Source organism: Bdellovibrio sp. GT3 (assembly GCF_037996765.1).
GTDB lineage: Bacteria > Bdellovibrionota > Bdellovibrionia > Bdellovibrionales > Bdellovibrionaceae > Bdellovibrio.
Window position 1 is genome coordinate 488,687 of sequence record NZ_JBBNAD010000005.1, and the last position, 14,773, is coordinate 503,459.

16 protein-coding genes are annotated in these 14,773 nt (G+C 44.8%); 5 read left to right on the top strand and 11 right to left on the bottom strand.

Annotated features, from left to right (window positions below; genetic code table 11):
- The first annotated feature begins 2 nt into the window (after positions 1–2).
- Entirely contained in the window at positions 3–1,319 is a 1,317-nt protein-coding gene (locus AAAA73_RS09745) for an ArnT family glycosyltransferase (protein WP_340598114.1), read from the top strand.
- Positions 1,316–2,524 carry a hypothetical protein gene (locus tag AAAA73_RS09750; protein WP_340598115.1) on the top strand — a complete coding sequence of 403 codons (1,209 nt, stop codon included), beginning with the start codon at positions 1,316–1,318 and terminating at the stop codon, positions 2,522–2,524. The genes AAAA73_RS09745 and AAAA73_RS09750 overlap by 4 nt, the downstream gene beginning before the upstream one ends.
- On the opposite strand, the gene AAAA73_RS09755 is transcribed toward AAAA73_RS09750, so the two are convergent.
- Positions 2,499–2,870 (bottom strand): 2Fe-2S iron-sulfur cluster-binding protein, encoded by a 372-nt coding sequence (locus AAAA73_RS09755; protein ID WP_340598116.1) that lies wholly within the window; start codon positions 2,868–2,870, stop codon positions 2,499–2,501. The genes AAAA73_RS09750 and AAAA73_RS09755 overlap by 26 nt on opposite strands.
- Before the next feature lie 21 nt (positions 2,871–2,891).
- On the opposite strand from AAAA73_RS09755, the gene AAAA73_RS09760 reads away from it, so the two are divergent.
- Complete coding sequence (locus tag AAAA73_RS09760) at positions 2,892–3,506, top strand: 3'-5' exonuclease (RefSeq protein ID WP_340598117.1); 615 nt, start codon at positions 2,892–2,894, stop codon at positions 3,504–3,506.
- 52 nt (positions 3,507–3,558) lie between these two features.
- Here the strand turns inward: AAAA73_RS09760 and AAAA73_RS09765 are convergent, their stop codons facing one another.
- From AAAA73_RS09765 to AAAA73_RS09775, 3 genes are all read right to left on the bottom strand, one after another.
- A complete protein-coding gene (locus tag AAAA73_RS09765) occupies positions 3,559–5,172 on the bottom strand; it encodes an NAD+ synthase (protein WP_340598118.1) in 1,614 nt (537 codons plus the stop codon).
- Between the two features lie 42 nt (positions 5,173–5,214).
- Positions 5,215–5,571 carry a DUF2203 domain-containing protein gene (locus AAAA73_RS09770; RefSeq protein WP_340599367.1) on the bottom strand — a complete coding sequence of 119 codons (357 nt, stop codon included), beginning with the start codon at positions 5,569–5,571 and terminating at the stop codon, positions 5,215–5,217.
- 132 nt (positions 5,572–5,703) lie between these two features.
- Entirely contained in the window at positions 5,704–6,552 is an 849-nt protein-coding gene (locus AAAA73_RS09775; protein ID WP_340598119.1) for a hypothetical protein, read from the bottom strand.
- A gap of 31 nt (positions 6,553–6,583) precedes the next feature.
- Here AAAA73_RS09775 and AAAA73_RS09780 point away from each other — a divergent pair, with 31 nt between their 5' ends.
- Entirely contained in the window at positions 6,584–7,660 is a 1,077-nt protein-coding gene (locus AAAA73_RS09780) for a tetratricopeptide repeat protein (protein WP_340598120.1), read from the top strand.
- Between the two features lie 35 nt (positions 7,661–7,695).
- On the opposite strand, the gene rimO is transcribed toward AAAA73_RS09780, so the two are convergent.
- Together rimO and AAAA73_RS09790 are read right to left on the bottom strand one after the other, a co-directional pair.
- Positions 7,696–9,069 (bottom strand): 30S ribosomal protein S12 methylthiotransferase RimO, encoded by a 1,374-nt coding sequence (rimO, locus tag AAAA73_RS09785; protein ID WP_340598121.1) that lies wholly within the window; start codon positions 9,067–9,069, stop codon positions 7,696–7,698.
- A complete protein-coding gene (locus AAAA73_RS09790) occupies positions 9,066–9,716 on the bottom strand; it encodes a LolA family protein (RefSeq protein WP_340598122.1) in 651 nt (216 codons plus the stop codon). The genes rimO and AAAA73_RS09790 overlap by 4 nt, the downstream gene beginning before the upstream one ends.
- A 777-nt stretch (positions 9,717–10,493) precedes the next feature.
- On the opposite strand from AAAA73_RS09790, the gene AAAA73_RS09795 reads away from it, so the two are divergent.
- Entirely contained in the window at positions 10,494–11,270 is a 777-nt protein-coding gene (locus AAAA73_RS09795) for a protein-glutamine glutaminase family protein (protein WP_340598123.1), read from the top strand.
- A 12-nt stretch (positions 11,271–11,282) separates the two neighbouring features.
- Here AAAA73_RS09795 and AAAA73_RS09800 read toward each other — a convergent pair whose 3' ends face one another.
- From AAAA73_RS09800 to rplU, 5 genes are all read right to left on the bottom strand, one after another.
- Entirely contained in the window at positions 11,283–11,753 is a 471-nt protein-coding gene (locus AAAA73_RS09800; RefSeq protein ID WP_340598124.1) for a 23S rRNA (pseudouridine(1915)-N(3))-methyltransferase RlmH, read from the bottom strand.
- Between the two features lie 2 nt (positions 11,754–11,755).
- Positions 11,756–12,778, bottom strand: a complete 1,023-nt coding sequence (gene nadD, locus AAAA73_RS09805) for a nicotinate (nicotinamide) nucleotide adenylyltransferase (protein WP_340598125.1) — start codon at positions 12,776–12,778, stop codon at positions 11,756–11,758.
- Complete coding sequence (gene obgE / locus AAAA73_RS09810; RefSeq protein ID WP_340598126.1) at positions 12,778–13,806, bottom strand: GTPase ObgE; 1,029 nt, start codon at positions 13,804–13,806, stop codon at positions 12,778–12,780. The genes nadD and obgE overlap by 1 nt, the downstream gene beginning before the upstream one ends.
- Positions 13,807–13,920: 114 nt before the next feature.
- Positions 13,921–14,181: a 50S ribosomal protein L27 gene (gene rpmA / locus AAAA73_RS09815; protein ID WP_088615960.1), complete on the bottom strand. Its 261-nt coding sequence runs from the start codon at positions 14,179–14,181 to the stop codon at positions 13,921–13,923.
- Between the two features lie 25 nt (positions 14,182–14,206).
- Entirely contained in the window at positions 14,207–14,767 is a 561-nt protein-coding gene (gene rplU / locus AAAA73_RS09820; RefSeq protein WP_340598128.1) for a 50S ribosomal protein L21, read from the bottom strand.
- Between the last annotated feature and the right edge of the window lie 6 nt (positions 14,768–14,773).

The following is a 14,773-nucleotide window of genomic DNA, read 5'->3' on the forward strand; positions in this document are numbered from 1 at the left end:
CCTTGAAAGACCTGAAACGACTTTGGCTTATCAGCCTTTTCGTCAAACTTATTCTGGCGGCACTGCTTCCACTCAGTGCCGATGAAGCCTACTACTGGGTTTGGTCCCATCGCCTGCAATTAAGTTACTTCGATCATCCACCCATGGTGGCATGGCTGTTTTATCTGGGTCACTTTCTGGAACCCCTTCTTAACTCCGTTCGCTGGCCCGCAGTTCTGCTGGGTCACTGTGGGATCTGGGTTGGTGTTGAGCTTCTACGAAAACACATCGATCTCGAGAAAGTTCGCGTGTGGGTTTACCTGGTATTATTCTCCCCGCTGTTGGGCTTTGGATCTTTGATAGTCACTCCTGATCTACCGGTTATCTTTTTCTGGATTTTGTCCATCTACTGTTTCGATCTTGTTTTGCAAAAAAAGGATTTGAAAAGTTATGCGGGCCTGGGGTGCGCACTCGGTCTTGGATTCTGCGCCAAGTACCACATTGTTCTTTTTGTGCCTGCCATTTTACTTTACCTGGTGTTTGAAAAAAAATGGCGGGATGTGAACTGGAAGTACGTTCCGGTAACCTTGCTTTCGGGTCTGCTTTTCTGTCTGCCGGTCATTCTGTGGAACTATCAAAATGACTTTCAATCCTTCCGCTTTCAATTGGATCACGGCTTTGAACGACCAGATTACAAAGCAGAATGGACAATCAGTTATGTGGCAGCACAAATTCTGATTATTTTCCCCTGGGTGTTCTGGTCTGCACTTCGCGCGAAAGTTCCAGCGACATTAAGGTATTTGATTTACTTTGCTTGGTTCCCACTGATTTTCTTCTTTGGAACATCCTTTAAAGCACTCGTGGAAGCAAACTGGCCAATTATCGCCTACCCGGCGGTCTTCATGCTTGCCGTGCTTTATCCAAGAATGCAGCAATGGTATCGCTACTATGTTGGATTTTTCGGTCTGCTGATCACGGTCGCGGTTTCCATGCTTTTTATTCCATCTTTACGAAACATGGATCCAAAGGTCAGTGAGCCCTTTGATTATCAAAAGCTTGCGAAAGAAACTGTCGAATATCAGCCCCTTTATGGGAATTCATACCAAATGTCGTCATCTCTTTGGTATTTTAGCAAAACTCCGGTCTTCAAACTTAGCGGCATCAGTCGTTATGACTATTTCGATACTTTTCCAGAGGCAAAACCTCAGGGTAATAAGTTTTATTTGGTGAAGCGTGAAGGCAATGGTTTACCGCAGTGGCTTTCCGAACAACAATGGACTTATCAGGAAATCAAAAGGGTTGCGCCTGACTTTGTTGTTTTGGAATTCACTCGACCATGAAAACACTTGTCGCACTATCATTCTTACTGGTGACTTATTTCCTCTACGGATTTTATCTAAATCAATTCGACACTTCTATCGTGCCACGACAGATCTCAGCGGCACACTCTTCCAACTACTACGATTACAAGGGTGTCTTAAACGTACACACTGATCTTTCAGCTGGCTCTGCAACTCCAAGCTTTGTGATTACTTCTGCCAAATTGGCCAGCCTGGATTTTCTGATCTTTACTGATTTGAATCTGTTCAATATGCCAACCAGCTTTGAGTCCTATCATGGAAATCTTCTGGTGATGTCTGCAGGCAAATACAGCTATCTGGATTCTCGCATCATGTTTTACTCAATGAATCAGGAAAGCATCGGCGACTCTTTCGGTGAGGCTCAGGTCAAAATGGCGGACCTTCTTTCGCAAAAGACGGGCGCTTCCAAAGACTCCCTTTCAATCCTTGCGCATCCCTATAAGGCTGGCTTTTCATGGAATGGAGATTTCCCAACGGGTTTGGATGGCTTTGAGTTATGGAATCTTAAAAGTCTTTCCAATCGGGCATGGGAGTATTCAAAGCTTTCAACTATCTGGAGCTTGTTGATTTACCCCTTCAATCCACGTTTGTCTTTTCTTAGACTTTATTCAGAGCCCACAGACGAAATTACTCTTTTGGATAAACTGTCACTTCAAAGGAAGATCGTAGTCTACGCGGGAGCTGAAGCTTCAGCACGCGCTATTCCCCTGGCGAACTACTTCATCAAGTTCCCAAGCTACAAAAGATCTTTTGAGATCATGTCCAATCATGTGCTTTTGAAGTCAGAGCTTACTGGTAGTTTCAACGGTGATCGCGCCAAAATCTTTAATGCTTTGAAACAAGGAAATTTCTATCTGGCGATGGACATCCTGGGTGATCCGAAAGGTTTTGTTGCTACGATTGAAGACGACAAGCAAACCTATCTGATGGGTTCCGAGATTAAATTAAAAAAAGGCATGCAATTAAAAGTTAGACTGCCTGCTGTTCCTAAAGACTTCTTTGAAATTATCATTCTTAAAGATGGTCAGGATGTTGGCCGTATCAACGAGCCGGAAGCTATTTTCCCAATATCCAGTCCGGGTGTGTACCGTATTCAGGTCCGAGTTACATCCATGCTACCAATGCCGGATGCTAAAAAGTGGTTCACTTGGATTTATACTAATCCTTTTTATGTGACCCCGTAGCCGGGATCTCACAAACGAGGCCGTCGATTGGTTCCAGCTGGCAGGCCAGGCGCTCGAATTCCGCAAAATTCCGGTCTTCAGCCATCTCCATCTCGATCTCATTTCGCTCAGGCAAACTACCCAGGCCCTCACGAACATATACCCTGCATGTGCCGCAAGTTCCGAAGCCCCCGCAGGTATGATTCAAAGGCAAGCCTTCGCGCACAGCTACATCTAATACACTCTGGTCCTTTTGACTCACCAAGACATTCCGGTTGTCCGGCAAAAAGGTTATATATTTTCCAGACTTAGACCTCACAGCGAACTTCCCCCATATTAGGGCACTCTTTTGTTGTAAGGGCCCCATCCATTTTGTATCAATTATCCCATGAGATTTGTAGCTTTTGACTTTGAAACAACTGGAACTGTGCCTGGCGTTGACCAAATTATTGAAATTGGAGCTGTTCGCTTCATTAATGGTGAACCAGAGGCTGTATTTGCAACACTTGTGGACCCTCTTCGTCCAATTCCTCCAGGCGCTTCAAAAGTGAATGGTATCTTTGATGATATGGTTAAAGGAAAACCAACAATTGATACATTGTTGGACTCTTTGGCTGATTTCTGCGGTGATGATATCATGGTTGCGCACAACGCTCCATTCGATGCTCAATTCCTTACTGCTGACGTTAAGAGACACGAATCCAAAGCACCACGCGGACTTGTATTGGACTCCTTGCCAATCGCGCGCAAGGTATTCCCAGGCCTTCCAAACTACAAGTTGGGCACCTTGGTACAACACCTTAAGATTCCCACTACAGACTTCCATAGAGCAGAAGAAGATGCGACTTACCTTGGTCATATGTTCACACAAATGCTTAAACGTATTTCCATTGGCGGCCAAGCTCCGCAAGTTGCAAACCTTGTAGCTTTGACGGGCAAACCTGAATTGCGTTTTCCGCAAATCATCCGCCAGCCAAAACAAATGGATTTCTTTGGCGTTTAGTTTTCAGAATTAGTAATGAAATTAAAAAGGCCGTGGTAACACGGCCTTTTTTTTATGCTTTGTGTGCGATTGGATAACGTCTTCCCCGGCCGAAAGCATGCGGGGAAACCTTCAGAATCGGAGCTGCTTGCCAGCGTTTGAATTCCGTTCTCATCAATACTGGAAGCAACCATTTATCCGAAGATGTCTTCGGCTCTTTTGCCTGCTCAACCAATGAGACAACAGACTTATCCAACTCATCGTATGGTGGTAGCGAATCCTGATCTTTTTGATTCGGTCTAAGTTCCGCAGAAGGGGCACGCGTGATGATCGTTTCCGGAATCACCTCACCTTGCTTGTTGTAGTGGCGCGCAAGTTCGTACACCTGCTTTTTAGTCAGATCACCCAGCGGAGCAATACCGCCGCACATGTCTCCGTATAAAGTCGAATAGCCGGAAGCATATTCGCTTTTATTTCCTGTAGTCAGCAGCAAGCTGTTATTCTGATTGGAATAAGCCATAAGTGTTAAACCGCGCAGACGTGCCTGCAGGTTTTCATTCACAACACTGAAGCCTTCTAGCGCAATTCCCTTTTCCAACTGCTCTACAATCGCCTCATACATCGGAGCAATCTCAACAACTTTGAAATCAACCCCAAGGTTCTTGGCAAGGTCCCGCGCCAGATCCAGGCTCATTTTCGCATTATACGGGCCAGGCAAAGCCAGTGTCGTCACGTTTGCAGGTCCCATGGCATCAACTGCCAGCGCCGCTGCAACCGCAGAGTCAATACCACCACTGGAACCCAGATGTACCCGCTTCATTCCCGTTTTTGCGCAGAAATCACGAATGCCCAAAACCAAAGCGCGTCTTAGTTCTTCAGTGGAAGTTAGTTTGGCGTTTTTGTTCCAGACTTCCTTGGTATCAAGATCAAGGACATTTAAATCCTCTTCAAAAGCCTGACAAGTCATCAGCTTCTTGCCTTTTTTATCAAGCACGAAGCTTGCGCCATCAAATATGATCTCATCCTGTGCGCCGACCATATTTGCGTACATGATGGGTGCATTGAAGTATTCAGCAGTTTTTCTGGTCACGTATTCACGCTGTTTCATTTTATCAACGAAGTAAGGTGAGGCGCTTAGATTCACCACCAGATCAATTTTTTGCTTTTTTACTTTTGCCAGAGGATTGATTCTATACGGCGACTTGCCCTTGGCATCCGGCCACGCCCAGATATCTTCACAAATCGTCAGAAAGAACTTCTTACCCTTCCAGGTAAAGTAATTCTTACTAAAATCACCTGGTTCAATAAAACGAGCCTCGTCAAACACGTCGCCCGTTGGCAACAACTGCTTGTGAAAGAATCGCGGTTTCTGACCTTTAACCGCAAACACTGCTGAGTTGAAGTAAGGGCGCCCTTTTTTATCGGGATTACGTGTAATCATACCGAAGATAACGGCAATGCCTTTGGGAATCTTCTTTAAAAGATCCTTCATCTCGGCTTCCTGCTTTTTAACTATTTGCTCGCGCTCTAAAAGATCAAAGGGATGATATCCAAACAACGAGCACTCAGGAAACACCACCAAGTCGCATTTGCGTTGCTGCGCTTGGTGAACATAATCCAGAATTTTTTCTTTGTTGGATTTAAAATCGGCCAGAGTGGGATTGATTTGTGCCAGAGCAATTCTCATGGCCTCAATATACGCTGACCTATTGGACTTTCAAGTCGGGTTTTATGTGTCGATGACTGTACGTCCCGAAAAACCGTCGTGATAACCATGAAAATGATTCACTTCAGTCTCAGGAAACTTCCAGCAGAAATAGCCTTCTCCGCTGTTAAAATCAGCCATCCAAAGGCCTTTAGGCTCTGCGCCCAGCTTCTCGATTTTTGCCTGCCAACGATCAATGATAACGTTTATTTGCTCTTCAATAGATACCACTGAAGGGTGGGTTTTATCGGAATAGGCCTCAATGCGGTTAACATGAAGTTTGACCTCACGATTTGCCTCATCAGTTAACCGATAGACTATCGGCAACAACTGTCGCGCTTCACTAATTGTGAAGAATTTTTTGCGATTGATTTCAATCACATTTTCCAAAAATGGCCCCCTCGAAACAAGCGAGTGCCTTGTATGCTTGAAAGCTCTGATTGGATCAAGAAATTCCGTTCGGTGACAGACAACTTAAGATTATGCGTGGAAAATTTCTAAACGCGATGCAGACTATTTTTCACCACTCTTGGAAAATTGCAGTGCCTGACCACCGAGGAAAATCACGAGTGCAATAATGAGGGCGGCAATGAACAACCAACGTATAAAATTTCCAAAAGTAACGGCTTCTTCCTCTTTCGGAATATCGATTTTTGGTTCAGGTTTTTTGACAGCAATTTTCTTTTTCGGCTGAGCAAATCCATCGCTTTGAACAGAGGTTGTCTTCGACCCCGCATTGGCTTTTTTCTCGAGCTTTTTTCTTTCGTCATCAGTAAGGCCTGTAATTGGTACAGAAGCTACCCGTCTGCCAACCTGAACTGAGTATCCACCATTATTTGATTGAAAGTATCCGCCGGCACCGCCGCCTTCGAGCGCAATCTCCACAACTTTTCCGCTTTGTTGGCCGGAACCATCAATACCCGAACTCGGTGTGCGGGATCGACTTATGTAATTACTTCCACGATTGCGTGACTGTGCGCCCGCATAGGTGCTGCCACCGCCACTGCTGCTGGAGGATGAGGAACTTGATTTTGATTTCGCTGCATCCTTGGATGACGAATCACTGTTGCTGGAGTTTGAATTTGCCGAGGACGGATTATTTTTGAATTCACCAGACACATTCTGGAAGCTGAATTTGCATTCCATATCGCTGTCTTGCCCCAGCTTCGGCAATTCGCCGGTTTCCAGAAGGCAGGCCAGATAGTCACCTGTAAATGACTGAACAAATGCCTGAAATGGCTTAAAAATCTGAGAGATCAACATCAAAATAAGAGACACCGTAATGACTAATATCAAAACGTACTCAATCACAGCCTGACCGCGATTGCTTTTTAGTCCAGCTGAATATTTAGATCTCTTCACTCGCTTGGGCATTTAAGTCATAATACAACATATGAAAAGCAGACTGAATTTCAAACACTTGCTCGTGGTAATCATCTTGCCTTTTGTCTCACTATCGACCATTGCCGGAACGCCGGAGGCCCCTGCAACCCAGACCTCGGGGCAGGAGAAGGTCGAACAGCTTAAAGCTGAAATTCGCAAGCAACCTCAAAACACCAAATTGGTGGTCAAGTTGGCCGAGGAGTTTTACGCCCAAAAGGACTATCAGAAGGTCACTTTGCTGCTGTGGAAGAATATCGACAAGATTGATCGCAACGCTATTTTGCTTTTAGCCCGGGCTCACGAGGCCCGCGGTGAAACTGGGGATATGATTCGCGCATTGAACAACCTGGTCAGCAAGGACGAAAAGGACGCCGAAGCCTATTCCCTGCTGGGCAACGCCTATACAATGCAAAAGAAACCCAAAGAGGCGCTTGAAAACTACAAGCTGGCTATCGAGGCGAATCCAAAGCTTGAGCCACCTTACCGGGCGCTTTTGAAAATGTACGAAGACCGTACTCCACCAAATTACTATGAGATGCGTATTCTTGCGCAGGATATGATCGACAATATTGGCAAGCGCGCGGACTTTCTGGAAATCCTTTGCGACGTTAACACCAAGGACAGCACTTACGATGCAGGAGTCACCAGCTGCAAAGAAACCATTCAGGCCGACTCCAAACGCGCCAGTGCCTATGTGAATCTGGGGTTGAATATGAAGGGCATGGGGGACGACGACAAGGCAAAGACCACGCTCAAAAAGGCTGCAACGGACTTTCCAAAATCTGAATTCGCACAATACACCTATGGTCGCCTTCTGGAAGACGATAAGAGCTCCATAGAGGCGATGAAATACTACAAGGTGGGCACTGAGGCGGATCCGAAGTCGGCTCGCTCCTGGCTAGGTCTGGCGACGACATCCTTTGAGATCAAGAAATACGAAGTGGCTTTCATTGCCTATAAGAACGCCTGCAAGTACGACAAAAAAAATGCCGTGGCATTTAGAAGGGCCACGACAGTTTTAAGAAACTCCAGAAATTCAGAATGGACGGGAAAATTCGAGAGTGCCTCTGAGAACTGCACGTTCTAACGAAAAAAGGCTCCCTAAGGGAGCCTTTTTAATTTCTAGTTTTCAGTAACAATCTCACCGATCAAATCGTATTCCATAGAGTCAGTTACATGCACTTTAACCATGTCGCCGACTTTAGCTTCACCGTCGTTGATCAAAACGACGCCGTCGATGTCTGGAGCTTGACCCCAGAAGCGGCCTTGCAATAGCAAGTCTGTCTCTTCAGAGAAACCTTCAACGATGACGTCGATTGTTTTACCGACGAAATCACGGTGCTTGTTGCGGGAAATGTTTTGTTGCACTTCCATCAAAGCATCATGACGGTAGTCTTTTGTTTCATCATCAACCTGGTTATCCATGCGGCCACCAGGAGTGTTTTCCTCAGGAGAGTACTTAAAGCAACCAACGCGGTCGAACTGCTGTGCTGCCACGAACTGCAACAACTCTTCAAATTGCTCTTCAGTTTCACCTGGGAAACCCACGATGAACTGAGTGCGGATTACTGCCTCTGGTAAATGTTCACGGATGTTCATCAATGCTGTTTCAATTTCATCACGAGTCATTTTACGATTCATGCTCTTAAGAACTGCATCATTCACGTGTTGAAGTGGCATATCGAAATAACGAACAATTTTTTTGCTGTTCTTGATAACTTGAACCATTTCCTGAGTGATGCCATCTGGATACAAGTACATCAAGCGGATCCATTGAAGGCCCTCAACTTGATCAAGAGCTTTCAACAACTCAACCGGACTTTCCTTGCGAGTTGGATCTTTACGACGAATATCAAAACCATAGTCAGTGAAGTCGTGGCTGATAATAATAAGTTCTTTAACGCCACCAGCAACCAAAAGTTTGGCTTCAGCAACGATCGCATCGATAGAGCGGGATTGAAGGTTACCACGGATCAACGGGATCGCGCAGAAAGCACAACGCTTCATGCAACCTTCAGAAATTTTCAAATACGCACGGTGACCCGGCTGGGAATTCACACGCGGAGTCGCTTCTTCCTGAAGATAAGTCGGAAGATTAAAGAATGTTCTTTGCTTCTCGCCTGCTTCAGAGTTTTTCAGGATTTTTGAAATGTTTTGGAATTCACCAGAACCAACAAACAAATCCGCCTCTGGCAAACCTTCAACCAGGTCGTCCTTATAACGTTGAGTTAAGCAACCCGCGACAACAACCTTTTTGATTTTGCCTTCTTGCTTAAGATCACTCATGTCCAAAATGCGTTGGATGGATTCTTTTTTAGAATCCTCGATGAAGCCACAAGTGTTCACGATAACTGTGTCAGCTTGATCAGCCTCACCCACAACTTCGAAACCATCCTTCATCAGAGTCCCGGCCATGATCTCACTGTCGACCAGGTTCTTTGGGCAACCCAAACTGATAAAATGAACTTTTTTGTTTTGAACTACTTCTTGTTTCATAGGTCTGTCACCGGCACGCCTTTAGGTGGTTCGTACTTAAATAAACTTTTTTTAACGTTGTTCTTAAACTTCACATCAGAAAACTTCATAGTCGTGATGTTCTGAACATCATCCTTGTATGAAATTTGCTCAACGATTGTTTTTTTGGTGTTCACGACAAATTTGATGTCCTTGATCACCAGGTCTTCTTTGATCGGTGCAACAGAAAGAGTGGACTTGTCGCCATCTGTTTCTTCTTTTGTCACCTTGAAGTTGCCCTGCAAATCACCACCCAACAAAGTTGCGATGATGGTTTGAGATTTATTTTTCTTATTCACTTTGCCGCGACCAATTTGTGGATCGCCGCCAAATTCTTTTGGTGGATATTGAACACTCCAGATTGTGGTGCCATCAAATACCAAAAGACTTTTCTCAGGAGTCGTATTTTCCCAACGAAATTTACCGCTGGAAATCGCAATAGTGCCTTCGTACTTGTTCTCACGCCCCTGCAACGCCAGCTTATCAATCTTTTCCACATTCATTTCCACAAGTTTTGCAGAACGATACTTCTGGGAAATTTTCTTTAAAGTGGTATTGGATTTTTCAGCTGCAAATGCATTCAGGGATAGTCCGAGAGATAAAATTAAAGCGCTGATTTGTTTAAGCATTCGGGCGTTATAGCAGATCGGGTCAGTCTCCGCAAGTAAGCGTCCGATGAGCCAGGGTCCAAGCCTCAAAATGAGGGGGCCTCCCAAGTGCCTCGTACGCGGCAAGCACTGTGGAGCCCGTGGTAACGATATCATCGGCAAAGACCCATAGGGCCTCTGACCAATTCTCAGACACCAATGAAGAATTTTCATCTAGCTCCAGCTCCACCTGCACCCTTCGCTCCCGACTGGCACCCCTCTGACTGAGATTCGCCTTTTTATTCAAGCAAGGGTAAAGCTCTGCACCCAAAGCCTCACTCAGGGCCTCGGCCCATTGATAGGCGTGATCTTTCCCCCGGCTCGGATTAGAAGACGGTGCTGGAATCACGATTATTCGTCTGTCTGGCAGTCCCCGTTGAATTCTTCGAATCAGAAACTTTCCGGCCCAATGATTCCAATCCGAATTTTGCTGTGTTCCCTTTAAACCCACCAGCTGGGCCGAAAGTAAATCACTGGTTCCCGGAGTCCATTTGAACAAAGAGTACGCTTCAAAAACTCCCCAATCCAGCGACTCCAATTGAGGCTTCAGATAAGAATTTACGGTGATCCGACAGGGCGGACAAAGCAGTCCATCTGACTTGTTAAAAGAGCCGCAATGCAGACAAGGAGTTAGGCATCTGTTCAATAGAGTTCTCAGTGAGTTCATAGTTGCTCTGCATAGCAACTTATCGACCAATACAGCCTTTCATTTGACAAGATTTGGTGTCCGACCTAAAAACTTAACAGGTGGGGAATGTCATGCGGCATTTAGGAATTATCGTCTTTTTGATTAGTACAGTTGGCTCAACAGCATTTGCTGGTTTATCAGCTTCACGCCTTGCAAACGAGTCCTATCAGTCTGCCAAGATTCGCAGCCGAATTGGTACTTTTGCTCTTGCTGATCAGGATTTTTTCTCCTCTTCAAACTCACCGGAATCTTTATCAAAACCCCTATCCCAATTGGATATTTCCAAGATTCCCGATGTTGGTTCCTACGAAGACTTGCTGGCGAACTTTAAGTTTATTCGTGATTCATATTTTATGAAGGACGGACAAACTCCCCGCCGCCTGACATGGCTTTATCCTGACGACGGTTGCTACGCACGCGCGGAACTGGCGGCAGAAAAACTGATTGAAATCAAAAAATCCACACCCAAGAAGGTTTTCGCCTTTGGATCTTTACTGGCTCAGACGAAAAACTCACCCTATGGTCACGTGGAGTGGTGGTACCATGTTGCTGTCGTTTACCGCGTACAAGGAACCGCTTACGTTCTGGATCCCGCATTGAATCCACAGCAGCCCATGACTTTAAAACAATGGGACGTCGCCATCGGTGGTCGCAACACCAACATCAACTACTCGATTTGTTCCAAGGATACGTTTGATCCGGACGATATCTGCACGAATCCAAATCCCGTGAATGAGGATTTCGCAGCAAAAGAGCAAAGCTACTTTTTTCCTGATGAATGGAATCGTCTGCTGGAATTAGGGCGCAATCCAGAGCAGGAACTCGGAAATCGGCCGCCTTGGCTTTAGGGAACTGTTACCTCAGATATTGTGGTAAGGGATTTTCTTGATGATGGTGAAGGCTCGGTAAATCTGCTCAAGACTCATAGCTTGAGCCATAAGGTGATTCATCACCATCGGCGACAAAGCCACTTTCAAGTCCGCACGTTTACGAACGTCTTCATTCACTCCAAAAGCACCACCGATAATAAAAATCGCGCGCTTCTTTGAGCTCCCCAGGATATTTTCAACTTTTTTAGAGAATTGTATCGAGTCGAAAACGGAACCGCGCTCATCAAAGAGCACGACGTAATCATCTGAATTGATATTTTTTAAAATAAGTTCGGATTCTTCATTTCGCTTAAAGTCTGCGTCTTCACGAGCAGACTTTTTAGCTTTAAGACTTTGAATTTCAAATGGCATGAAAAACGAAATCTTCTTTTTGTACAACTCGCTGACCTCGTCGGCCCACGCCTCTTTGGCGGTTGCGAGGTTGTACAAAATGAATTTCATTACTATTGCTTCCCAACGTATGGATCTTTAAGACCCAAGTCTTTGGCATTCTTCCAAATGCTTTCCAGGCTGTATTCCTGGCGAACAAAGTCATAGAACACGTGAACGATCAAAGAGCCGTAATCCACCAGTACCCAACGGCCTTCATCAACACCTTCCACTGAAAGTGGGTGAAGATTGAATTCCTCTTTAACTGCGATCACAACGTTTTCAGCCATAGCAGTTGCGTGACGAGTTGAGGTACCAGACGCGATCAATGCGAACTCGCTAGGAGCTGTGATTTCGCGAAGGTCAAAGCCACGAACGTTGATGCCTTTATTCGCGAATAGGACATTTGCACAGAATTCGCTGAATTTTTTAAAGTCATCAATGCGATCGCCAAGATTGCGGTAAAGCTTGTGTTCTTTGATGTACGTTTCAACAGAAAGTGGCAGGTATTTTTCAACCGGCTTGCCAGTTCTAAGCCATTTACGAACTTCGCTGGATGAAATTTCAATGTCACGCAAGGTGATGAACTGAATGTTACGGCCGGTTGTTAACTCGATGAAATTGAAATCAAAGTCAGCAACCAATGGCTTCAAATATCCTGGCATTTCATCCATGGATTCCGGCATGTCATAACCCGGACGTGTTGTAACAACCAAGTTTGTTTCAGCCAAAATTTTTGAATAGTCTTTCCACTGGCTAAGTTCTTCGAACTTATCCGCACCAACAATTAGGTACAAATCAGAAGCCTCGTATGTTTTACGAAGATTCATGATCGTATCAATTGTGTAGCTCATGCCACCGCGTTTTAGCTCTTGGTCGTCTACAAAATAAGTCTCACCGTACTGAGCGAATGCCAGCTTGGTAAGCTCAAGTCGTTGTTCCGCCGTTGGGCCTTCAACTGGAGTTTTAAGAGGATTTTGTGCTGCTGGGACCACATGGATTTTGTTCAAACCCATTTTTTTTGCCACTGTTTGAATGGCATTGATGTGACCCATATGAGGAGGATTAAAGCTTCCGCCAAAGATACCAATTTTCATTATTCTTCATCCTTCAAAATCTGGCGACCCAACTCTGTCACAAGTTCATTGATGTTTTTGCCGGTGACCGCAGAAATGGCCAAAGGCGCAGAGCCTGTCGCTTTTTTGAATTTCAATTTTAGTTTTTCAAGTTGATCAATACTAAGAGTGTCAATTTTGTTGAGCACAACAAACTGAGGACGTGTTTGCAGAGGAAAGAATCCCTCTTTGTCCTGATTACTCTCGTCGTACATTTTTAGTTCATAATTAAGATCTTCAAAATCCTGGAATGGATCACGACCTGACATACCGGATGCATCCACCAAATGGATGAATACGCGAGTACGTTCAACGTGTTTCAGGAATTGAATGCCCAGACCAACACCTTCGTGCGCGCCTTTTACCAAACCCGGAATGTCAGCTACGACGAATGAACTGTAGTCACCCGCTTTAACCACACCCAAATTTGGCGTCAAAGTTGTAAAAGGATAATCCGCGATTTTAGGCTTCGCTGCTGAAATACGGGAAATCAAAGTTGATTTTCCAGCATTCGGGAAACCGATAATACCAACGTCCGCGATCAACTTTAACTCAAGCTTAACTTCAAGCTCTTCGTTATCTTCGCCTGGTTGTGCATGTGTAGGAGCCTGATTGATAGAGGTTTTGAAAAACTCATTGCCCTTACCCCCACGACCACCACGCAATAACACGTGTTCGTCGATACCAGTCATGTCGACAACGATCTCACCCTCAAGATTTCTAAGGATTGTTCCTTCAGGAACGATCAAAACAAGATTTTCACCATCAGCACCATGCTTTTGACGGCCAAAACCCATCTCGCCATTTTGAGCTGCGTATCGTTTGTTCTGTCTGATTTCAAAAAGGGAATTAATGTGACGGGAAGTTTTAATAACAACATCACCACCGCGGCCGCCGTCTCCACCATCAGGACCACCACGAGGGGCTCCCGATTCTCTACGGAAACTAACGCAACCCGGGCCGCCACGGCCTGAGGCTAATGTGATTTTAACTTCATCAATGAATTTCATATGAGCACCAATACTTTGAGGAGAGATATAACAACAAAAAAGGAGCCAATGAAGGCTCCTTTTATGCATTTGTAAAATCTCTTGGTGCTTATCAAGAGCAGGATCTAGTGGAAACTAGACAGCTTTAGGATAAACACTAACTTTGAAGCGATCTTTTGCAAAACGCTCAAATTTAACAAGACCTTCGATTACAGAATAGATCGTGTGGTCACGACCAATTTTTACGTTGTTACCAACGTGGAATTTTGTACCACGTTGACGAACGATGATTGTTCCAGAAAGAACTTTTTCACCGCCGAAACGTTTAACGCCTAAGCGTTTACTCTGTGAATCACGACCATTCTTTGTACTACCACCGGCCTTCTTACTTGCCATGACTAACCTCGCTTAAAATCTATGATTACGCTTTTTTAGAAGTCTTTTTAGCTACTTTTTTCTTAGCGGTTGCTTTTTTAGCAGTCTTTTTAACAGCTTTTTTCGCAACTTTCTTTTTCGCTACAGCTTTTTTAGCAGCTTTTTTAACGACTTCTTCGCCTTTGTTTTTGTTAGATACACGTTCTTTGCGAGCAGCAACGCGAGCTTCAGCAGCTTCTGCGCGTTTCGCAGCAACGTCTACTACATTTGGCGTAGCATCTGTTTTAGTTGTTTTACCATCAATTGTGATCGATTTCACAAATAGTTCAGTAAAGTCTTGCTTGTGAGTTGCAAACTTTCTGTAACCTTGACGACGTTTCTTTTTGAAAACGATTTCTTTTCTAGTTTTAGCTTGCTTAGTAACTACAACAGTTACTTTCGCACCCTTAACAAGAGGTTGACCAACATGAGTGGACTCACCACCAACCATCAAGATTTCGTTGATATCAAACTCTGCACCTAGTTTTTGTTCAACTTTATCAACTTGAACAACGTCACCAGCTTGAACTTTATATTGCTTACCGCCCGTACGAATAATCGCGTACATTAGAAC